We start from the raw sequence: 22,726 nt of genomic DNA, 5'->3' as shown, positions 1-22,726 counted from the left end.
CTTATGCTCAGCAACACCTTTTTAGTAAAGTTAAACCTGCTGTTCCTTGTCTTTGCGGTATTAAGCGGTTGTAACAGCGGCTCTGACAAAGAAGCACAGCCGGATCAGGAGCCGGTGATAACACCGGTTGCTGACCCTGTGATCACCCCAAGCTTTAACCGCAGCGGCCAGAATAATGAATCAGCCGCCGCCAAAGCCGTGGTAAATAGCGCCACTATCAATGCCAGCGGCAAGTTCAGCCATCCGGTAAATAATGAAAGCTTCGACGGCAACCTGTTGCTTTCGGTGGATGTAGAAGATCCCGACGGCCTGGCCTCGGTCGCCATCAGCTTTAACCAGCAGCAGGAGCTGCTATACCTTTGCCAGACCCAGGCCAGCTGCAGCGGCGCCCCTTTTCATCACACCGAGACCAACATCAATCCCGCGGACTTCGGCCTGTTCTCCGGCCCGGTAACCTTAGGCTTATGGAGCAAAGACATAGACGGCAACCAGCTACAGGTGGACAGTGTCACAGTCAACTGGCAAAGGCGGCAGCTGGAAGAAGTCAACGCCGAACGTGCGACACCGGGAACCAGCATTAACGCCAACTGGCAAGCCAGTGACAATTTGCTCAGGTACAACCTTTATCTGGCCGCCGAATCCGGTGTCAGCCGGGAAAACTTTACCGACTTAAACCAGGGCCAGGCCCTGCTGGCCGTCACCGCTCCGCCGCAAACCTTCGGCAACCTGGACAGCGAGACCAGCTATTACCTGCTGGTCACCGGCATCGACAGCAGCGGGGAAAGCGCCTTTAGCAGCGAGATCCGCCTGGATCCGCCGACCGGCGAAGATAATACCCCGCCAGAGCCTCAGAACGACAGTTTTGAGGAAAATGAAGATAACGAGATCCGCGGCAATTTGCTGGTCAACGACGTAGACAATGAACAAAACCCGCTCACCTTATCACTGCTGCCGGTGCGGCCGCCTTTTTTTGGCGACCTTGAACTGTTCACCAATGGTACCTTCAGCTACCATCCCCCGGAAAACTTTAACGGCAGCGACAGTTTTGTCTACCAGGTCCAGGATGGCCAGGGAGGTTTTGCCCAGGCCGAGGTCACCCTGGCCTTGCTGCCGGTCAATGATGCGCCGCAGCCGCTTGCCGACAGCTATAGTATCGCTAAAAATCAGCAGTTATCTGTTCCCGCCCCGGGAGTACTGCGCAACGACAGCGATATCGACAGCGAGACCTTAACCCTGGACTCCAGCCCGGTCACGGCTCCCGACTTTGGCACGCTGATCTTAAACACCGACGGCAGCTTCAGCTATAACCCAAATGAGGATTTTACCGGCGAGGACAGTTTTCGCTATCAGATATCGGATCCCCAGGGTGAGGTCAGCACGGCTTTAGTTACCATTATTGTCGCCGGCGACAATAGCGCCCCGTTGGCGGTCAACGACAGTTACGCCACCCCGGCCAATACCAGTTTAGTGGTTGACGGCAGTGATTTGCCCGGGATACTGGCCAACGACAGCGACGCTGACGGCGATCCCCTCCAGCTACAACAAAGCCTGATAGACAATGTCGACAACGGCACCCTGACCATAGCCGGCGACGGCTTTTTTACCTATATTCCCAACGGCAATTTTGTCGGCACCGACTCCTTCATTTATGCCATTGAAGATGGCCGCGGCGGCACGGCACAAGCCAGCGTCACCATTAGCGTCGGGGCGGCCAACAGTCCTCCCCTTGCCATTAGCGACAATTACGCCACAGACAGGAATACCCCGTTAGTCGCCGACGGCAATGAAGTCAACGGTGTACTGGCAAACGATCTCGACGGCGATAACGATACCCTGGTGGTGCTACTTCCTCTGATAGAAGATGTCGCCCATGGTGAGCTTAGCATCACTGCCGACGGCTTTTTTACCTATATCCCGGACGATGATTTCTCCGGTATAGATACCTTTGTTTATGCCATCAGCGATGGCCAGGGAGGCACGGCACAGGCAAGTGTCACCCTGGCAATAGAAGTTATCAACACAGACCCCGTTGCCGTCGATGACAGTTATCAAACGCCCGAAAACAGCCCGCTGATTGTTGACGGCAATGCCTTGCCCGGGGTGCTGGAGAATGACACAGATGCCGAAAACGACTCCCTCAGGGTCTCGGGGGTGATTAAAGATGTGGAAAACGGCAGCCTGACTCTGGCAGAAGATGGTTTCTTTACCTACACCCCGGATGAACATTTCTTCGGCAACGACTCCTTTATTTATGCCGTTGAAGATGGCCGTGGCGGCATGGCACAGGCCAACGTGCAGCTTACCGTCACCGAAGTCAATTTTCCTCCACTGGCCCTGGATGATGACGCCGCCCTGGATGAAGATGAAACCGTTATCATTGATGTCCTGGCCAATGACAGCGACGAAGACGGCGACACCTTAACCGTCAGCCTCAACAGCCTGCAAACCGATCACGGAGAAGTCAGTCTGGCGGATAATATGCTCAGCTATACGCCGGATCCGGACTTTAACGGCATCGACAGCTTCAGCTACTTTGTTGATGACGGCCACAATGATAGCGTCAGTGCCATAGTGACCCTGACCATCAAGGCGGTCAACGATGCCCCGGTAGCCGAAGATGACAGTTTTACCTTAGATACCGGGAGCAGCAGCACTTTAAATGTACTGAGCAACGACAGCGATATAGAAAACGATGACCTGACTATCAGCGCCGTAACTACCGGCAGCGGCAGCGTCACCATATTAGCAGACAATACCTTAAACTATGTGCCGGCCGCCAACGAAGTCCAGGATAGTTTCAGCTATGAAATTACCGACGGCAACGGCGGCATCGACACGGCCCAGGTGACCATTAACATCAGCGGCATCAACTTGCCGCCGGTCGCCGGCAATGACAGCTTCATTCTGGCCCAGGACACCATTTTAGCCGCAGATAACAGCAACATTCCCGGCCTGCTCAGCAATGACAGTGATCCCGACAATGATGCTTTAACTGTGCTGACAACGCCGCTGAGCAATGTCAGTAACGGTAGCCTAGCTCTGGGCAGTGACGGCAGTTTTACCTATACCCCAAATTCAGGCTTCATCGGCAGCGACGGCTTCGAATACCAGATCTCCGACGGCAATGGCAATACCGACAGCGCCAGCGTGGTGATTTCTGTGTTAGCCAATAATCAACCAGAGGCCAAACCCGACGATTACCACCTGCGCCCCAACACCAGCATCACCGTTGATGATACCAGCTGGCCGATCCCTTTGGCCAACGACAGCGATATCGACGGCGACGCCATTACCTATGAGGGAGTGGAAGCCGGGGTAGAAAAGGGCCTATTGACGATAAACAACGACTCCTCCTTTAGCTATACCCCGGATACGGACTTTTCCGGTACCGACAGTTTTTTATATTTGATTAAAGACAGTCTCGGGGTACAGAGCCGTGCCCTGGCTACTTTGTCGGTGGAAGAAATAGGCTGGTGGGGGGATCATAGCCTACCCAACCTGCCGCCACTGGATTTCAACCATCTCAGTTTTGACGGCAGTCATTATTATTTGCTGGCGGATCACAACACCTTCACCAGTACCGATGCCACCAACTGGGAGCATGCCTACCATGAACAGTTCACCAGTTTAACCGCCGCCACCGCCGGCAATACCCTGTTAAGCCCCGGAGTCACCACGCGCGTCGCCGTCGGTAAGGCCGGCGCTGTTTTTATCAACCAGGAAAGCAGCGCCAGCGCTTCAAATGACGGTGTCTGGGTCGAACGGCAGATCAGTGTCGATGTCGCCATGCAGGACATTATTTTCACCGGCAGCGAGTTTGTCGCCGCCGGACTGCAAAAAGTCATGTTCTCCCTTGACGGCGTGAACTGGATCCCCTCAGTCCCCAATTCAGCGGAAGTTTTTCATGGTGTCAACTTTGACCTTGACACCCTGGTGATCGTCGGCGAAAACGGCACCATAGAAACCAGCAGCGACGGCATCAGCTGGACCATAAGCAGCAGCACTACCAGCGAACATCTATACGATATCACAGGCAACGGCACAGATTTACTGGTCGCGGTCGGAGGCAACGGCACAGTGCTTAACAGCAGCGACGGCCTTTCATGGCTGCCGGTCACCAGCACCACCTCCGCCAATTTATATGCGGTAGAGTACGGCAACGGCCTTTATATGGCGGTAGGCGATACCGGCACAGTGATCACCAGCAACGACGGTATCAACTGGTCGTTATTATCCAGCCTAGGCAGCGACGCCCTCAATGATGTGATCTGGGACGGCGGCAAGTTTATCGTCGCCGGCAACAACACTCAGCTACTGGGCTCCAGCGATGCCAGTACCTTTAACCAGGTAGATACCGGCGATCACAGTAACTTTAACGGTATCGCCTACGGCAACGGCACTGTGATCCGCGCCGGCAGCGACAGCGTTTTCTGGCTGAGCAGCGACGCCATGAACTGGAGTTCAAGCACCACTACCTTGCCCGGTATTATTAACCAGGTGGAGTTTTTCAATAATGAATTTATTGCCGTCGGCGATAACGGCCTGGTAATGACCAGCAGCACAGGTTCGGTATGGTCAACCTTAAGCGTACCTACCGGCGAGAATTTACAGGATGTTTTCTGGTATCAGGGGCTGGATACCAGCAGTAACCCCTTTTCCCTCTATGTCATTGTCGGAGAAAACGGTTTGATGATGACCAGCAGCGACGGCGTCAGCTGGGTAGTAGAAACCCTGAGCGGCGGTACTGCCCCCACGGAGCACCTCTACGGCATCAGCCATGATGACAATGCCTTTGTTGCTGTCGGTCAGAACGGCAAAATCCTGCACCGGGACAATACCGCCACACCGGGAGGCGCCACCTGGAGCGATAACCATGCCAACACCGGCTTTGGTCAGTTAAATGATCTCGACTTTGATGGCAGTAAAGCAATCATCGTCGGCGATAACGGCGTTATCGTTACCGGCAGCACCTCCGCCAGCTTTAACCAGCTCAGCACCGGCTTTAGCGATAACCTCAATACCGTCACTTATAACAACGGCAACTATATCACCTTGGGAGATCTCGGCGCCACCTATACCAGCGCCGACGGTGTCACCTGGATTTCCGCCTTCGCCGGTTCAGGGGAAAACCTCAACGATGTTACCATAAATAATGATGAAATTTATGCGGTCGGCGACAAAGGCAGCTTTATCCGGGGACAGGATCACTTCTGATATGATACTCACCTTTTACGGCGTCAGAGGGTCAGTGCCCGCCCCCGGCAGTCACACGGTAAAATACGGCGGCAATACTCCCTGTATCCACCTGGACACGGGAGCAGACTTTCACCTGGTGCTGGACTCAGGCACAGGTATCATCGAGCTGGGCGAGCAGCTGGTAAAAGATCACAAACCTATCTACCTGCTGCTGAGCCATAACCACTGGGACCACATCCAGGGTTTTCCTTTTTTTAAACCCGCCTACCAGAAAAACCGGCAAATCCATATTTTGCCGGGATTAACCCGGCCGATGCAGCCCCGGGCAATCTTAAACCAGATGACCGGCAGCTTATTCCCGGTGCCGTCCGGGCAGCTGGGTGCCGATATCAAAGTAATGGCCAGTCCTGCTCCCCACATCCCGATATCCATAGGGGAGCTCACCATCACCCGCAGGATACTCAACCATCCCGGCGGCGGCAGCGCCTATCTTATCGATAACCAACAGCATCGTTTTGCCTATATTACCGATAACGAACTCTTTCCCCCCGGCCCCGTCAACACCAGCTTAGAGCAATGGCAGGAGTTCACCCGGGAGCTGGATTTGTTGATCCACGACGCCCAGTATTTTCCCGACGATTTCCCGGCAAAATCCGGCTGGGGCCATACCTGCTACGAATCGGTGATCGAGCTGGCCATTGCCGCCGGGGTCAGGCATTTATGCCTGTTCAGCCATGACCACCGCAGAAGCGATGATGAAATAGAACAGATGCTGGCCCGGGTCAGCAGCGAGATCCGACGGCAAAAAGCCCCCCTTGAGGCCTTTGCCGCCCGCGAGCAAAACAGTTTTATCCTGGGTAAACATGGGTAAAGGTCGGCGGCGTTTTTTTCGGGATCTGCTGCTGACCCTGGCCGTTACCGTCGCGGTAATGCTGTTGCAGTGGCAGCAGCCCCCCTGGCTCGAACGCCTCGAAGGCATCGCCTATGATATCAAGCTGTTACACTTTACCCCGCCAAGGCCCGCTTCCCCCGCCAATATCCAGATTGTCGATATCGACGAAAAAAGCTTACATGAGATCGGCCGCTGGCCCTGGCCGAGAAAACACCTGGCGGCGTTAATTGAGCAGCTCACCGCATACGGCGCGATAGTGATCAGCTTTGATATGATCTTCTCCGAACCCCAGCAAAACCCGGTCGAGCTTATCCGGCCCTTACTCACAGCGCAAGATAAAGCACTGAATTTACGCCTGGCACAAATTCAGCCCCTGGTGGATGATGACAGCCGCTTTGCCGTACAAATTGCCACTAACGATGTTGTGCTTGCCTGCCTGTTCCAGCATGACCCAAACCTGGCACAGGGACAGATCCTGCTCCCGCGGGTACAGCAGCTGCAAACGCCTGGAGGACACGAACTGCACCAGTTTTCCGGTTTTAACGCCAGCATCAAAAAGTTAAATACGGCGGCGCAGGGACAGGGCTTTATCAATGCCATCCTGGACGTTGACGGCATCATACGCAAAGCCGCACTGTTAACTGAATACCGCGGCCGGTTATATCCGTCGCTGGCGCTGGAAACCTTCAGGGTTTACAGCTTTGCCGAAACCATAGCGCCGATCTGGCACCGGGAGCAGGAGCAGTTATTCCTGTCGGGCGTCAAACTGGGCCAGGATGTCCTGGCCACAGACAACAGAGGTCAGCTGCTGATCCCCTACAAAGGCCCGGTAAAAAGCTACCCCTACAGCTCCGCCAGCGATATCATCAAGGGCAGGATCGACGATCAACGCTTCGACGGCGCCGTGGTCTTTGTCGGCACTTCCTCCGTCGGCATGGCGGATTTGCGCAGCACCCCGGTATCCCTGGTTTATCCGGGTATAGAAATTCATGCCAGCGTGTTTGACGCCCTGACCCAGCCCCGGCAGCAAGTGGTCCAGCCCCACTGGTGGCTGGGGGCCAATATGCTGCAACTGCTGCTCTGTAGCTTGTTGCTGACCGTATTGCTGCTGGAGATCTCCCCGGCGCTGATGGCCTTATCCGCTGCCTTGATCTTTGCCCTCGCCGCCTCATTTAATATCGGCCTTTGGTATTATTTTGGCATTCACCTGCCGGTGATCCCGGTGTTGCTGCTGGTGGTCACTTTGTCGCTGCTGGCTATCGCCCGGGGTTTTTACCGGGAAAATATCCAGCGCCGCCAGGTCAAAGCCATTTTTGATCAATATGTGCCGCCGGCGCATATCAACCGCTTGCTTGAAGAAAGCGATGCCGATGCTATGGCAGGAGAAAGAAAAGAGCTCACGGTGCTGTTTGCCGATATCCGCGATTTTACCCGCTTGTCGGAAAGCCTCAGCGCCAATGAACTGAAAAAACTGCTCAATGCCTACTTCTCGCCGGTCACCGAACAGATTTTCCAGCACCAGGGCACCATAGACAAGTACGTCGGGGATATGGTGATGGCTTTTTGGGGCGCCCCCCTGAGCGACGAAGAGCATAGCCGGCACGCACTCGATGCCGCCTTTGCCATGCTCAAAGTCACGGAAACCTTATCGAAAGCGTTTGCCGCCAAAGGCTGGCCAGAGATCAATATCGGCATAGGACTAAACAGCGGTGAAATGAATGTCGGCGACATGGGATCGAGTTTTCGCCGGGCCTATACCGTGTTGGGAGATGCGGTTAACCTCGGCTCCCGACTCGAAGGCCTGACCAAGTATTACGGCCTCAACCTCCTGGTAAGCGAATTCACCAAAGCCGCGGCGCCGCAATATCACTATCAGATCATCGACAAGGTCAGGGTGAAGGGAAAAGAACACGCCATCACCATCTACCGCCCGTTTCCCCCGGACAGCGAACCCGGCATCATCAACCAGCTTGAGGCCTTCAACCGGGTCTTTTCCCTGTACCGGCATCAAGCCTTTGACCAGGCACTCACGGCTTTAGATGAAATTATCCGGGTTTATGACGACAAGGTACTTCATGACATCTACCGCCAGCGGCTCAAGTATTTTCTTAACCATCCGCCGGGCGAAAACTGGGACGGCGCCTATACTCATACAAGTAAATAAGCCAAATGAATCAAATAGTAACAAAGTTGACACGGACCTCAAGATGAACAACGTAGAGCTTTTTACCGAAATCGGCATCGCCTTATCCACAGAAAAAGACCATCGCCTGTTGCTGGAAAAAATCCTGCTTAATGCCATTATTTTAACCCGTGCCGACGGCGGTACCATTTACTCAGTCACAGAGGAACACACCCTTAAATTTGAAACCATTATCAATAAATCCTTAAAGCTGCATTTGGGCGGCACCACAGAGCACAAAATCACCTTCGCCGATATCCCCATTTACATCAATGACAAAATCAATACCAAGGCCATGGTTGCCGTGGCTGCCGCTACCGGTGATATCATCAATATCAAAGATGCCTATCATGACAAGCATTACGATACCAGCGCCGCCCGGCAAATGGACAGCCAGACAGGTTACCGTACCCAGTCGGTATTGACCCTGCCGATGAAAGATCATCTCGGGGAATTAAACGGGGTATTACAGCTGCTCAATGCCACCGATGAAAGCGGCGAAGTGGTGCCCTTTAACCAGGAAAATCAACTCCAGGTACGTGCCCTGGCCTCCCTGGCCGCAGTAGTGCTCACCAATAAACAACTTATCGACGATATGGAAACCCTGTTCACCACCTTCTCCAAACTCATCGCCGAAGCCATAGATAAAAAATCTCCCTATACCGGGGGACACTGCCGCCGGGTACCGGAAATCACCCTGTTGCTGGCCCGCGCCTGCCATGAAACCGACTCCGGACCGCTAAAAGATTTCACCTTAACCCTGGAAGACTTTCATGAAATCTCCGTTGCCGCCTGGCTGCACGACTGCGGCAAAGTAGCCACCCCCGCCCATATCATGGACAAGGCCACCAAACTCGAAGGGATTTTTGACCGCATTGCCCTGGTCGATGCCAGGTTTGAAATTGCCCGGCGTGACCTTGAACATCATCCCGAGTTATCACCGATAAGCCGACAGCAAAAACTCACCCAGCTGGAAAGCGACCGGGAATTTATCCGCCAGGCCAATATCGGCAGTGAGTTTTTTAACCAGGAAAAGATCGACCGGGTACGGCAGATCAGCCAACACTATCAAGTGATCATCGCCTCAGAAAAGCAAACGATCCTCAGCGATAACGAGGTGCATCACCTGATCACCCAGCGCGGTACCTTAACCGCCCAGGAGCGGCAAATCATCAACGAACATATGGATATCACGGTAGAAATGCTCGAATCTACCAAGTTCCCCAAACACCTGCAAAATGTGCCCGAATATGCCTGCGGCCACCATGAAAAAATGGATGGCAGCGGTTACCCCAAGGGACTGACCCGGGATCAGATGTCGGTACCGGCAAGGATGATGGCCATCGCCGATATCTTCGAGGCGCTCACCGCAGCAGACAGACCCTATAAAGTGGCGAAAACCCTGTCGGAGTCTTTGACCATTTTAGGGCGCATGAAACTCGACCATCATATCGACCCGGATATTTTTGATGTGTTTATCGATAAACAGGTTTACCTGGATTTTGCCCGAAGCGCCCTTAAACCGGAGCAGATAGACGACTTTGATATCAATACCATTCCCGGATATCTGCCGCCAAAGCAGAGAAAGGGCCTGGCAGCGGCAATAAAAACACGCCAAAAAGGCTGAAAGCCACGAGATAAAAATATCATCACCGGAGAAATCGCCACCTCGCCCTGTAAGCCATTGCTGATTTATTTCCGGGTTTGAAATAATGATCAGCAAAAATATCATCGACTTAGAACTTTATTTCTCCCGCCCTCCAAGCCGTGCTTTTTTTCGCCACGCTTTCCCAACCAGCTGTTCTAGGCTTAGTAATGCCTTTAAAGAACTTAGCTGGAAATGAATATGGAACTAAACACCCCACAAGCAGTACGCCAGATAAAATCTTGCAATAAAGACTACGCCGTTGTTGAAGGAGAAAAACAAAGCCTGCTGCAGGCAATGTCCTTTGCCCTCAAATTCCACAAACTTAACCTGATAGATCAAAATGGTGAGTTATTCGTCAAGGGAACCGTACCTGTCAACAGTAAAGACAGCGCGGATGCTGCATTGGGAGGGCCGCCAAATAAACTTGCCTGGTAAAACAGTTAGCGACCACCTTTGCACTATCATAACGGCAAAGCGTAATTTCCAGCGGCATTTAGGCGTCACATTTTGTCAAAATGCCGCCGGCTTTAACAGCCTTCCCAAACACTAAAACCTTCCCGTCACTTTCCCGTCCGGGCAAATAGAAGACCCGGTTTTCTCTGCTTCCTTTCAAGGGATCGATTTCATACCGGCAACAACCTCAAGAAAAAACATAACCAATTAGTCAATTTTTAGACAGCAAAATCACGGTTATCACCAAAATAAATAGTGTGAAAAGCGGACGCATACCCGTAATAATTAGTCCCAAGAAGAAAATCTGGCTGATTTTTATTGGTTGACACTATTGACAAGTATTCATATAAAAAATATGACCGGGTGGTCAATTTGTGTTAAATTTAACATGAATGTCGTATTTCAATAACAATAGTAAAAATTGTTCAAGAAATATTCACAATTCGCCCGGCCTGCATTTTTACCTTTGGATTACACGGATTTTTTATGACGCTGTCACGCCAATGTCATACTCCAATTTTATGATTTTGCACGCCCAAAATAATAAGCCATGAAATGGCAACAACTTACATTGAGGAAAAGTCATGAAATTAAAAATACCAGCTCTGCTGGCATTTTTTTGTGTACCTGTAACCCAAGCAAGCGAACTCGTGCTTAATGCGGTTACCGGCAATCAGCTTTCAACCGGCACTAGCATTACCAGCGAAACCAGTGCTTCACTCGAAGGGGTTTGTTATAACTGTCCCGATTTGGCGAAAATAGCCGATGCCAGCACCTTTGACGACGCGGTGTATTATGCCGATGCCATCAATGCCGTAAACAACAACTATAGCGCGGCAGAAATTAAATCGGCAATTAATACCATTATCAGCGCCGGCCATAAAGTCCTGACCTATTCTGAGGTTTGGACAGCACTAACCGAGACCGACGAAGATCCCGCCAATCCGGATAACGTTATCTTATTATACAAGGGTACTTCCCTGGCAAAATTATCCAACGGCAGCGGCTCACAAAGCAGCAATCCGGATAACTGGAACCGGGAACATGTTTGGGCAAAAAGCCATGGTTTCTCAAGTTCTTCAAACGAAGCCTATACCGATATCCACCACCTAAGACCCACAGACATTTCCGTCAACTCCTCCCGCGGCAACCTCGACTTTGATAACAGCATGGACACGCTAAGCGAGTCACCCAATACCCGCATCGACAGCAACTCGTTTGAGCCGCGCGATGAGGTAAAAGGTGACGTTGCCCGTATGGTGCTTTATATGGATATCCGCTACGAAGGCCTGGATACCTTCACCCCGGACTTAACGGTTGTTGACCGTTTAACTTCCACCAGCGAACCGGCCCTTGGCCGTTTATGCCGCTTGCTTGAATGGCACGCTGCAGATCCGGTAGATGCCACCGAGCAAAACCGTAATGACCGCATCTATGAATACCAGGGCAACCGCAACCCCTTTATTGACCACAGCGAATGGGTCGACCTGCTCTATAGCGCCGATACTTGTGTGGATGATACCACAGGCGGCGGCACTGACGGCGGCGGCACCGATGGCGGAGGCACTGACGGCGGCGGTACTGATGGCGGCGGCACCGGCGGCGGCACCGGCAATATCAGCACCAATGGCCAGCTGACCATCACCGAAGTGATGCAGAATCCAAGCGGCCTGAGCGATAACGACGCCGAATGGTTTGAAATCTTAAATACCGGCACCGGCGACATCAACCTTAACGGCTGGACCATCAAAGATGAAGATAGCGACAGCTTTACTATTACTGAAGATGTCATCATTCCTATGGGCAACTATGCCATTTTAGGCAAAACCACAGATACCTCCATTAATGGCGGCATCAATGTCGTTTACGGCTACGGCGACGGCATGTATTTATCCAACAGCTCGGATGAAATTCTGCTGGTTTCTCCTGAAGGGGAAGTGGTTGACAGCATAGCCTACGATAACGGCAACGAGTGGCCGGATCCAAACGGCGCTTCCATGACCCTGATCAGCGCCACCACAGACAACAGCGTTGGCGGCAACTGGACCACAGAAAGCAGCAACAGCTATACCGACGGCAACTTTGGAACCCCGGGCACGGGTGATGCCACCTTTGACTTAGTGATCACCGAAGTCCTGCAAAACCCGAGCAAGGTTTCTGACAGTGCCGGTGAATGGTTTGAAGTGTTAAACAAAGGGGCCATTGCCGTGAATATCAATGGCTGGACCTTACGTGATGATGACAACGACAGCCATCAAATCACCGAAGATGTTATTTTACCGGCAGGCGCCTACTCAATCTTCGCCAACAACAGCGACAGTTCAAGCAACGGCGGTGTTGAAGCGATATATCAATTCTCCGGCATGTATTTAAGCAACGGCAGCGATGAACTGGTACTGGAAATGAGTGATGGCACTATTGCCGATTACATCGCTTGGGACGGCGGCTCACAGTGGCCGGATCCCAACGGTAAGTCCATGACCTTAACCAGTGCTTCCCTTGACAATAATGTCGGCAGCAACTGGTTTGAAGAAACCAGCAAAAGCTTTGGTAGCGGTGACTTCGGTACCCCGGGCACAGGCCCGGATGTTTCCGACGGCACCGACGCCAGCACTATCGGTATCTGTGCCGATGAAGCAAGCCTGATCAGCTCCATCCAGGGCATTGATAACATCACCAGCACCCAGGGACAAAAACATGTCATTGAAGGGGTGGTAACCTCGATTTCAGCCAGCCTTAACGGCTTCTTTGTCCAGGAAGAGTTGGCCGATCAAGACGGCGATGCCCAAACTTCTGAAGGTATTTTTGTTGCCAACAACGCCAATACCATCACTCCGGCAGTGGGTACTGTGGTGCGTGTTTTCGGTGAAGTATCAGAAAGCTACGGCAGAACCCAGTTAAACGCCGGTGAAGACCTGCTTGAGTGCGGCACCGCCGCCGTCAGCGCCACCAGCCTCAGCCTGCCATTTTCTTCAGCCGATGCACCGGAAGCCCTTGAAGGTATGCTGGTTACCATCGACAGCCCGTTAACCGTATCCAACAACTATGACTTAGGCAAATACGGTGAAGTAACCCTGTCTAACGGCCGTATCTTTACCCCGACCAACATCTATCGTCCGGGCACAAGCGAAGCAATAGCCCTGGCAGCAAGCAATGCCTTAAACCAGATCACCCTGGATGACGGACAAAACGGCACTAACCCGGAAACCGTTATCTACCCGGGCGGCAACTTGTCGGCAAGCAATACCCTGCGTGCAGGCGACCAGGTAACGGCCTTAACCGGGATCATGGATTACAGCTACAGCAAGTACCGCATCATCCCAAGCCAGGCACCTGATATTGCTGCAGTAAATAGCAGAACGGCTGCACCTGAGTTAATCAAGGGTAACCTCACGGTTGCCAGCATGAATGTGCTCAACCTGTTTAACGGTGACGGCCAGGGCGGCGGTTTCCCAACCTCGCGCGGTGCCGACAACTTAGCCGAGTACGAGCGCCAGATTGCCAAAACCGTTGCTGCGATAATCACCATGGACGCCGATATTATCGGTTTAATGGAAGTTGAAAACGACGGTGTCGATGCCAACAGTACCCTGGTTGACCTGGTAAGCCGCTTAAACGCCGTTGCCGGTGACAACAGCTACGCCTTTGTCAATACCGGCGGTCCGATTGGTACAGATGAAATCGCCGTGGCCTTGTTATACAAGCCGGGCACGGTTTCTACCGCCAGCGATGCCCAGGTAAATAATGATGAAATCTTTAACCGTCCGCCACTGGCGCAAACCTTCAGCCTCAATGAAAACGGCGAGCAGATCACTATTATCGCCAACCACTTCAAGGCAAAACTTTGTACCAGCGCCACCGATCTCGATAAAGATCAGGATGACGGCCAAAGCTGCTACAACGCCAAACGTCAGCTGCAGGCCCAGGCGCTTATCGACTGGATTGCCGGCGACAGCGTACTGAGCACGCAAAAAGACGTCCTGGTGATGGGTGACTTAAATGCTTATGCCATGGAAGATCCTATTGTGAAGTTTACTGACCAGGGTTATACCAACCTGATCAAACACTTCAACGGTACTTACGCCTATTCCTACACTTACGGCGGCGCTGCCGGTTACCTGGATCACGCCCTGGCGAGCGATTCTTTACTGGCGAAAACCGTAGATACCACAGACTGGCATATCAATGCCGATGAACCTTTGGTACTGGATTACAACACGGAAAATAAATCTGAGCAGCAGCTGGCAGACTTCTACGCTGAAGATCCTTACCGCTTTTCTGACCATGATCCGGTAGTGATCAGTTTCAAGCTGGAAAAAGCGGCGCAAAGCGGCGACGTTAACGGCGACGGTACTCTGGACTTTGCTGACTATATGTTGATTTACGGCATGTTAGGCAGCACAGCGGGCAGTGCCAACTTCGATGAAGCAGCCGATTTAGATGCCGACGGCCAGATCACTTTTGCAGATATGGGCCTGTGGCAACAAATTTACGCTAACCCTTAACTTTGTTGACGGCGTCCGAACCAATATCGGGCGCCATAAACATTTACTACCGATAAATTAGAGAAAATCATGAACAACTTTAAAACCCCCAATAAATTTTTTGCCGCTATCTTCTTGATGCTTAGTTTTGCCCTGAGCAGTTTTTCTGCCAGTGCCACTTTAATGGTATCTTTTGATCTGGACTCAAACGATCTCAATCTCGGCGATGCCTTCAGTGTCAGCCTGATGGCATCAACCGATGAAGACATTAACAATGAAGTAATTTCTGCCTGGGGTTTAGATCTGAACTTTGACAGCAGCATTTTATCCCTGGACAGCCTGTTAGTTGGCCCTTCTTTCATGCCAACCAACACTGACGGTGACGGCCTTGGCGGTTTAGTGCCATTCGGTCAGGATGCTGTCAGCGGCGGCGATATCCTGTTAGCCACCTTAAACTTTACCGCCATAGGCTTAGGTAGCACCGACTTGTTTACCAGCAGCACCTTAGGTGATTTTAATGAAGGTTTTTACAATTCATTTTTCCTGCCTGTCGGCCATAGCAATGCCACCACAGCTATCAGCGTAACTGGCGGCAGCGAAGTACCTGAGCCAAGTGCCTTTTTACTGATGTTATTGGCCACAGTTGCCTTGATCAGCTTACGTAAAAAAGCCTAACTGAACTTAAGGCGTTTATGCCAATCCAGGCAATAATGCGTACCGGTATTGCGTATACGTTATTGCCTTTCCATCTTTTATCGGATGTCATTTTAACAGCCATGTACAAAAAGAACACCTTCCAAAAAACAGAAAACAACTACATTTCAGCAACTTAAGAATTTGGCATATTCCCTGCTTTACCTGATTATCAAGTCATCACGAAGGGAACGGTTATGCTGGAACTTAAACATTTAAAAACCCTGGTTACATTAGAGCAGAGCCATTGTCTGAATAAGGCGGCTGAATTGCTTTTTACCACACAGTCGGCGCTTTCCCACCAGCTAAAGACGCTCGAACACAGACTTAACCATAAACTTTTTATCCGCAGGAGCAGCCCTCTGGTTTTTACCCCCCAGGGCAAAGTCCTGCTGGCGCTGGCCAAAGAAGTTTTACCTAAGGTGGAACAGGCTGAAATTCAGCTATCCGCCAGAAAAGCGACAAAAGTGCAACGCATGCCGTTTAATTTTGCCATGCAGTGCCACTCCGGCTTTCAATGGTTATTACCGGCGATCAAGACCTTCAGCGGCCAGCAGCCCGCCTTAGAGGTGGATCTGATAGAAAAAAGTGTTTTTAGCCTTAACCCCGACAGCGATTTACCGGATTTCAATATCCTGCTAACCGATAAAAAAGCCAACCATCAGGAGTTTATCTACCAGGATATCGGTACCTTTGAGCTGATATTGGCGCTGTCAAAAGAGGATCCGCTGGCGGACAAGGCCTATATCCAGGCCGATGATTTAACCGATAAAACCCTGATCACCTATCCGCTATCGCCGGAGCAGCAGGATATCTTTAACTTATTCCTGCAACCGGCCAGCTGCCAGCCCGCCCGGCTGCGTCAGGTGGAAAACTCGGATGTGATCCTGCAAATGGTGGAGGCAGGGCTGGGGGTAAGTGCTATTCCCGACTGGCTGGCGGCGCCGCAAATACGACAGGGAAAACTCAAAAGCAAAAGCATAGGGCGGCATGGCATTTCCCGTAAACTGTATGCCGCATACCGCCCCGATCAAGCCAAATGGGCAGAGCATTTTGTGCCGATAGCCAGGCGTCAGTTCAGTGAGTTCTCAAACGCCGGCAGCCTGCATTAAATTATTATCCTGACTAAGGGGATTATTATGAGTGATACTAACAAGCATTTTTCCGGCAACGAAACCGATGTCGTGATCATAGGTGCCGGGCCCGTGGGGTTATTCCAGGTGTTTGAGCTGGGGCTGCAAGGCATAAAAGCGATCGTTATCGACAGCCTGCCCCATATCGGCGGCCAGTGCCGTGAGCTTTATCCGCAAAAGCCTATTTTTGATATCCCGGCGCTGCCGCAAATCAACGCCCTGGAACTTATCGACAATTTAGCGCAGCAGGCATCCCCCTTTAATCCCGAGTACCTGCTGGATAACCGGGTGATTGATATCAATCGCCTGGAACTAGAGCATAAATTTTTACTGACCACAGACAAAGGCAGGCATATCCGGGCAAAGGCAGTGATCATCGCCGCCGGCGGCGGCTCCTTTGAACCGGTAAAACTGAAAATCCCCGGGGTCGAGCCGCTGATAGACAAACAGGTTTTCTACCGGGTGAGTGACTTAAAGCAGCACCAGGATAAAGACCTGGTGATCCTCGGCGGCGGCGACTCCGCCTTTGACTGGGCACTGGAATTACAAAAGGTTGCCAACAGTGTGACCCTGATCCACAGATCGGCCAGGTACAGGGCGGCGGAGAATTCGGTACAGCTGGTAGAAAACCTGTGCAGCAAACTAAAAATGCAGCTGCTTACCGGGCAAGTAAGCGAGTTGATCACAGAAAACAACGAGCTAAAACAATTAAGGGTGACGGGCAAAGATGGGGTAACCCGACGGATCGAGCTGGATCAACTGCTGGTATTCTTTGGTTTGTCTCCCAAGTTATCCCTGCTGAAAAACTGGGGACTGGAACTGCACCAGAACCAGATAAAAGTCAGCACAGACAGCTTTGAAACTTCCCTGCCGGGCATCTATGCCGTTGGCGACATCAACTGGTATCCGGGCAAACAAAAGCTGATCTTAAGCGGTTTCCATGAAGCGGCGCTGGCGGCCTTTGCGATAAAATCCTCCCTGAGCGACGGCAAGCGCGTGCCTTTACTCTACACCACCACCAGCCCTATAGCCCATCAGCGGCTGGGAGTAAATGTTGAGTTATATTGATCTATGCTCTTGCTGTACCCGTCCCCGATATGGGAACAGAAAAATGTCATATCGACATCGATGTCGATATGACACCACTTTAAAATATTAACTTATCACCTTATCCCAATAAGGCTGATCACCGCCGAGGCGTTCGATAATAAAGTCCAGGAATACCCGTACCTTGGCCGGTAAATGACGCCGCTGAGGAAACACGGCATAGAAAGTTTGCATCGGCAGCTTATAATCCTTAAGCAAGGGCACCAGGCGTCCGGCAGCAATATCATCGCCGACAACAAAGGTCGGAATCTTAGCGATCCCCAAACCGGCCAAAGCCGCCTGCAACAGGGCTTCACTATTATTGACCTGGTAGTTGCCGCTGACTTTCACTTTCACCGGTCCGTTTTCGCCATGAAAAGTCCAGTCATTGCCGCCGCTGAAATAAGAAAAGTTGATACAGTTAAAGCCGGGCAAGTCTTCCGGTATAGCAGGTGTACCGTATTGCTCCAGATAATCGGGCGTTGCACAAATCACGCTGCGACAGGGAGCAAGACGCCGGGCAATCAGAGTAGAGTCCTGCAGGTTTCCCCCGCGGATGGCAAGATCATAACCCCCTTCCACCAGGTCCACTACCCTGTCTTCCATCACCATGTTCAAGCCGATATCGGGATAGCGGCTTAGAAAGTCCGCCACCAGCGGGGCAATATGCAAACGCCCGAATGACATCGGGGTATTGATCTTCAACTCCCCTTTAGGGTTGCCCTGCAACTGGGTCACGGAATCGATTCCTTCTGAGGCAGCCGTCACCGCCTTAACGGCGTATTCGAAATAACGCTCCCCCGCTTCGGTTAAGCTCAACTGCCGAGTAGTCCTGTGCAGCAGTTGTACCCCGAGCTTATGCTCGAGCTCTCGGATACGTTTGCTGACCGCAGATTTACTTGTGCCCAGGCGCAGCGCCGCCCGGGAAAAACTGCCATTTTCCACCACAGCAACAAAGACGGGAATTGCCGAAAAAGTTTCCATCACCTTCACCATTGTCAACTTAAACTCAACAATTAGTTTCTCCTAACCCGGCTTATCAGTCAATTAAAAAACAATTAAAGTATTTTCCACTAAAGCGAAAGAGATTAAGGAAATACCATGAAAGTTTTTCAGGCAATTGAACAACGCCGGGCCGTGAGACATTATCAATCCGATATTGAGATGCCGGAGCAAGACTTTACACAATTAATGTCGGCGGTGTTGCTGTCGCCGACCTCTTATAATATTCAGCACTGGCGTTTTATCCGGGTAACAGATAAGGCGCACAGAGAGAAGATCAAAGCGGCAGCCTGGGGGCAGGACCAGGTAAGCGAGGCGTCTGAGCTCATTATTTTATGCGCCGATATCAATGCCTGGAACGACAGGCCACAGCGTTATGTCGCCAACAGTCCCAAGGAAACCCAGGACATGTTATTGCCTATGATATCAGCCTTTTACAGCAACAAAGAGCAGCTGCAGCGGGATGAAACCATGCGCTCGTGCGGTATGGCGGCGCAGACCCTGATGCTGGCAGCCAAAGGCCTGGGGTACGATACCTGCCCTATGATAGGCTTTGACCGGGAAGCCCTGGCCCGTTTGATTCGCTTACCCCAGGGACATGTCATTGGCATGATGATAGCCATAGGCAAAGCAAAAACACCGGCTCATCCGCGCGGCGGCCAGCTGCCGTTAAACGAAGTGCTGTGGGAAAATCACTTTTAATCCACAGGGGCCGCTTCGACCCGGTTCCTGCCGTTTCGTTTGGCATCATAGAGGGCTTTATCGGCCCTGGCGAATAAGCGTTCAAAATTGTCCCCGCAGACAAAATTTGTCACGCCGATACTGACGGTGATGTTGATTTTATCATCATGGCGGTTAATCACCAGTTCACTGACTTTTTCCCTGAGGCGCTGGCAAATCACCAGGCAAGCTTGTACATCGGCATAAGGCAAGGCAATTAAGAACTCCTCCCCGCCCCAGCGGTAGACATGATCACCCGGGCGGGTCAGTCTTTTTAAACACGCCCCCAGCACCTGCAAAACCTTATCACCGACATCATGGCCATAGCTGTCATTGATATTTTTAAAAAAGTCGATATCGACAATAGCCAGGGCAAATGTTTTGTTATCCCGATTAAACCTGCTGATATAAGCGTTAATTTCCTCCAGCCCCGCCCGGCGATTGGCCAGGTTGGTGAGCACATCGGTATTGGCCTGATGCTTCATAAAATTAGAATTGGCTTCCAGTGCTTTATTACGAAGATCCAGATCCCGGGTTCTCTGCTTAACCACCAACTCCAGCTCCTGATTATTTAAAAACAATATCGAAATGATCAGGATTAAAAACATGACAATGGCAACAATACTGTTAATTTCCAGCCGATGCTTTTTATAAAGGCTGACCGGCAGATTAATCACCAGGCTGCTTTGCGGTAATAAATCCAGGTTGATATCAAAGCGCTTTAACTGGTGATAATCAAAAACCGGGGAATAGCTGGCTTTTTCTTTGATTTTTACTGTAGAGACCCGCACACCACTTAAGATGGTTAATGCCATTGCGGCGGCTTCAGTGCCGTGCTGATAAGGATCATTCATCATGCCGCCAAGCGCACCATTGCCTATCATCAATGTGCCCCACATACCATAAACCGGTACCTTGCTGTATTGGGTCAATAAAGGCAGATCATGCTCATAGGAAAAGTAATGACCAAACCGGTCTTTATGTATTGCCAGCACCAGAAACGCCGTTCCCGGCTCCTGCCTGGCCGCTTGCTGATATAACTCCTCAAGGGAGAAGTCATCCCATATCTCCAGCATAATGTCGCGTGTTACCGGCGACGTTAACCAGCCGGCGCGGATCTCTTTCGCCCGCTCGGTCATGCGCAGCCCAAGCCCTGTGGTGTCCCCCAGTAAAATAATGCGTTTGATATTTGGCTGCAGGCGACGGATCAATGCGAGGTTTCCTGAAATATCCATACCTTCCTTGATACCGGTAATCTTGTCTTTACCTGATAACAACTCGGGATAAAAAACATTCACCCCACAAAAAACCACTGCAACCCCGGGAAAAATACCGGCTCCATGTTCGAGCATGAAATAATAGGCGGCATCATCACTGGTAATGATGATATCCGGTTGATAGCGGCTGTATTTATAATGCAGCAGTTCAGTCAATTTTTTCTGATAAACAAGATCATCTGCAAAGCGTCTGGCATCCATATATTCAATATAAAGATTTTCCACCGGCACTGCTGGTGCCAACTTATCCCGAACCCCGCGAGTCAGTTCGGCGGTCCAGCGATATTGAGGATGGTAAGAGTTGAGTAATAAAACTTTTGCCTGCTCTTCGGCAAAAGCCAGGGGGAACAACAAAGGTTTCACAAGTAAAAAAAACCATAAAACCTTTTGCAGCATATGCCGGGCACCTCAGGGAAAGCATTCACTAAAACCTTAACCGTGCCGGCAGGTGGATTTTCCGCAAAAAAGCGCACTATCCCTTATCAGATTTTCCGTAATGTGCCCCGGCACAGGATATTTCCTGATAAATCACAAGAATACCTTTATATCTTAGATTGAAAAAGTCAGATGTTCCAAAGAGGCGGATTGCACACGCCTGGTGGCTGGCGAATAATACATCCGCTAACTCACCAGGCCCGGCCATATATATTTAGAGCTGGTGTAGCCTTGCCATACGCTCAACAAAAGCTCTGGCAAAGCGCGCTGCCGAGTTATCATCCATATTAAAATACAGAGAAGGCTCAATCAGCTCGGCTTCCATCAAGGCAAACCCCTGTCCGTAACGGACAAAATCCACCCGGGCATATAACGGCAGCTCATTGATGGCTTTTAAGGCCACTGTCGCCTGCTCCAACAATTTATCTTCCGCGTCAATGCTGGTTAAACGGCCGCCATGTTCTTCCTGCACCCTGAAATCTTTATCTTTTGGTGTTTTTAAGATGCTGTGGCTGTATTGACCGTCAAAATAAAAGCAGGAATACTCCCCTTCACTGCAAATATTTTCCATAAATGGCTGCACCATAAAAGCCCGGCTTGCAAAGGTATCCGCCAGCAACTGCCGCTTCGCCTCAAGCTGTTCCCGGGTCAATAAAAAGGTATTGTCGGCATTGGCGCTGATACGGGGTTTTAACACGATTTTTTCACAGGAAAAATGCTTAAATGCCGCCAGGACATCATCATAATCGAAGGCTTGCGGCCACAAGGTCGGCACTATGGTGACCCCTTTCGTTTCCAGTTGCCTGAGGTAATTTTTATCGATATTCCAGCGCACTATATCCAAACTGTTTTCCAACACCGCATTTGACGCTTCAATTTTTTCCAGCACCTGTAAAAACAAAGGGGCATCATCCTGGTAATCCCAGGGGGTACGAATGATCACCACTTGATAATCATCCCAGTTAACCTCCTGATCCCGCCATGACACCATATGAGTTTGCCAACCCAAGGCTTTTAGGGGTTGCTCCAGTAAATGATCATAAGCCTCAAAATTTTCCAGGCTGTCCATTGTTAATATCGCGCAATGCTTCATGCCGTTTTACCACCTTTACCTGTATCAGAATAATTGTATACAAAATCAATCGCAGAGCATCGCATTTACCAACCCCTTTGTCCATGGCGGTGATTTGATTTAAAGGAAAATTCCTCCGACGGATAAACCAGCTTTTGCCATCACGGGATAAAGCGGCAAAACCCCGGCTGAACCCGGGGCAATTTTGGCGAATACTTCTGGCTAAGCTAAGCTTAAAGAGTGATGGTACGGATGCAATAATAAGCAGTCAGGATTCTTCCTTCATCCGCGGTCTTTTACTTTTTTGTTTTTACTTTTGCTGTTAATAGAGCAATAGCTTGTGCTAAATCGGTTTTCCGTCATTATCCGATAGACAATAGAAGACAATTAATAGTAAATTATTGCTAATTTTATTACGCATTTTCTTTTCACCCTTTTCAATGAACGAACAAG

13 protein-coding genes are annotated in these 22,726 nt (G+C 51.0%); 10 read left to right on the top strand and 3 right to left on the bottom strand.

Features of this window, described 5'->3' with window-relative positions; all coding sequences use genetic code 11:
* Positions 1 to 3 precede the first annotated feature (3 nt).
* The 9 genes from SG35_RS03560 to SG35_RS03520 all read left to right on the top strand — a co-directional run bounded on the left by SG35_RS03560 (position 4) and on the right by SG35_RS03520 (position 17,749).
* Positions 4 to 5,214: an Ig-like domain-containing protein gene (locus SG35_RS03560; RefSeq protein ID WP_044834151.1), complete on the top strand. Its 5,211-nt coding sequence runs from the start codon at positions 4 to 6 to the stop codon at positions 5,212 to 5,214.
* Complete coding sequence (locus SG35_RS03555) at positions 5,165 to 6,067, top strand: MBL fold metallo-hydrolase (RefSeq protein ID WP_274055322.1); 903 nt, start codon at positions 5,165 to 5,167, stop codon at positions 6,065 to 6,067. Before SG35_RS03560 ends, SG35_RS03555 begins: the two co-directional genes overlap by 50 nt.
* Positions 6,060 to 8,252 (top strand): CHASE2 domain-containing protein, encoded by a 2,193-nt coding sequence (locus tag SG35_RS03550; protein ID WP_053043200.1) that lies wholly within the window; start codon positions 6,060 to 6,062, stop codon positions 8,250 to 8,252. The genes SG35_RS03555 and SG35_RS03550 overlap by 8 nt, the downstream gene beginning before the upstream one ends.
* A 43-nt stretch (positions 8,253 to 8,295) precedes the next feature.
* Positions 8,296 to 9,897, top strand: a complete 1,602-nt coding sequence (locus SG35_RS03545; RefSeq protein WP_044834149.1) for an HD domain-containing phosphohydrolase — start codon at positions 8,296 to 8,298, stop codon at positions 9,895 to 9,897.
* A gap of 219 nt (positions 9,898 to 10,116) precedes the next feature.
* Positions 10,117 to 10,353 carry a hypothetical protein gene (locus SG35_RS03540; RefSeq protein ID WP_044834148.1) on the top strand — a complete coding sequence of 79 codons (237 nt, stop codon included), beginning with the start codon at positions 10,117 to 10,119 and terminating at the stop codon, positions 10,351 to 10,353.
* Positions 10,354 to 10,955: 602 nt separating this feature from the next.
* Positions 10,956 to 14,876 carry an ExeM/NucH family extracellular endonuclease gene (locus SG35_RS03535; protein ID WP_053043199.1) on the top strand — a complete coding sequence of 1,307 codons (3,921 nt, stop codon included), beginning with the start codon at positions 10,956 to 10,958 and terminating at the stop codon, positions 14,874 to 14,876.
* A gap of 69 nt (positions 14,877 to 14,945) precedes the next feature.
* Positions 14,946 to 15,530: a PEP-CTERM sorting domain-containing protein gene (locus SG35_RS03530; RefSeq protein ID WP_044834147.1), complete on the top strand. Its 585-nt coding sequence runs from the start codon at positions 14,946 to 14,948 to the stop codon at positions 15,528 to 15,530.
* Positions 15,531 to 15,745: 215 nt separating this feature from the next.
* A complete protein-coding gene (locus SG35_RS03525; protein WP_044834146.1) occupies positions 15,746 to 16,660 on the top strand; it encodes a LysR substrate-binding domain-containing protein in 915 nt (304 codons plus the stop codon).
* A gap of 27 nt (positions 16,661 to 16,687) precedes the next feature.
* Positions 16,688 to 17,749 (top strand): NAD(P)/FAD-dependent oxidoreductase, encoded by a 1,062-nt coding sequence (locus SG35_RS03520; RefSeq protein WP_044834145.1) that lies wholly within the window; start codon positions 16,688 to 16,690, stop codon positions 17,747 to 17,749.
* A gap of 87 nt (positions 17,750 to 17,836) precedes the next feature.
* On the opposite strand, the gene SG35_RS03515 is transcribed toward SG35_RS03520, so the two are convergent.
* Entirely contained in the window at positions 17,837 to 18,751 is a 915-nt protein-coding gene (locus tag SG35_RS03515) for a LysR family transcriptional regulator (protein WP_044834173.1), read from the bottom strand.
* A 117-nt stretch (positions 18,752 to 18,868) separates the two neighbouring features.
* Between SG35_RS03515 and SG35_RS03510 the strand changes: the two genes are divergently transcribed.
* Positions 18,869 to 19,471, top strand: coding sequence for a nitroreductase family protein (locus SG35_RS03510; RefSeq protein WP_044834144.1), 603 nt, complete (start codon positions 18,869 to 18,871; stop codon positions 19,469 to 19,471).
* On the opposite strand, the gene SG35_RS03505 is transcribed toward SG35_RS03510, so the two are convergent.
* On the bottom strand, positions 19,468 to 21,162 hold the full coding sequence (locus tag SG35_RS03505) for a diguanylate cyclase (protein WP_044834143.1): 1,695 nt from the start codon (positions 21,160 to 21,162) through the stop codon (positions 19,468 to 19,470). The two genes, SG35_RS03510 and SG35_RS03505, sit on opposite strands and share 4 nt — an antisense overlap.
* A 253-nt stretch (positions 21,163 to 21,415) precedes the next feature.
* Positions 21,416 to 22,294, bottom strand: coding sequence for an ATP-grasp domain-containing protein (locus tag SG35_RS03500; protein ID WP_044834142.1), 879 nt, complete (start codon positions 22,292 to 22,294; stop codon positions 21,416 to 21,418).
* Positions 22,295 to 22,726 lie beyond the last annotated feature (432 nt).

The organism is Thalassomonas actiniarum, assembly GCF_000948975.2.
Classification (GTDB): domain Bacteria; phylum Pseudomonadota; class Gammaproteobacteria; order Enterobacterales; family Alteromonadaceae; genus Thalassomonas; species Thalassomonas actiniarum.
Note: the sequence above shows the minus strand (reverse complement) of the source record. Positions and strands in the feature narration are given on the sequence as shown.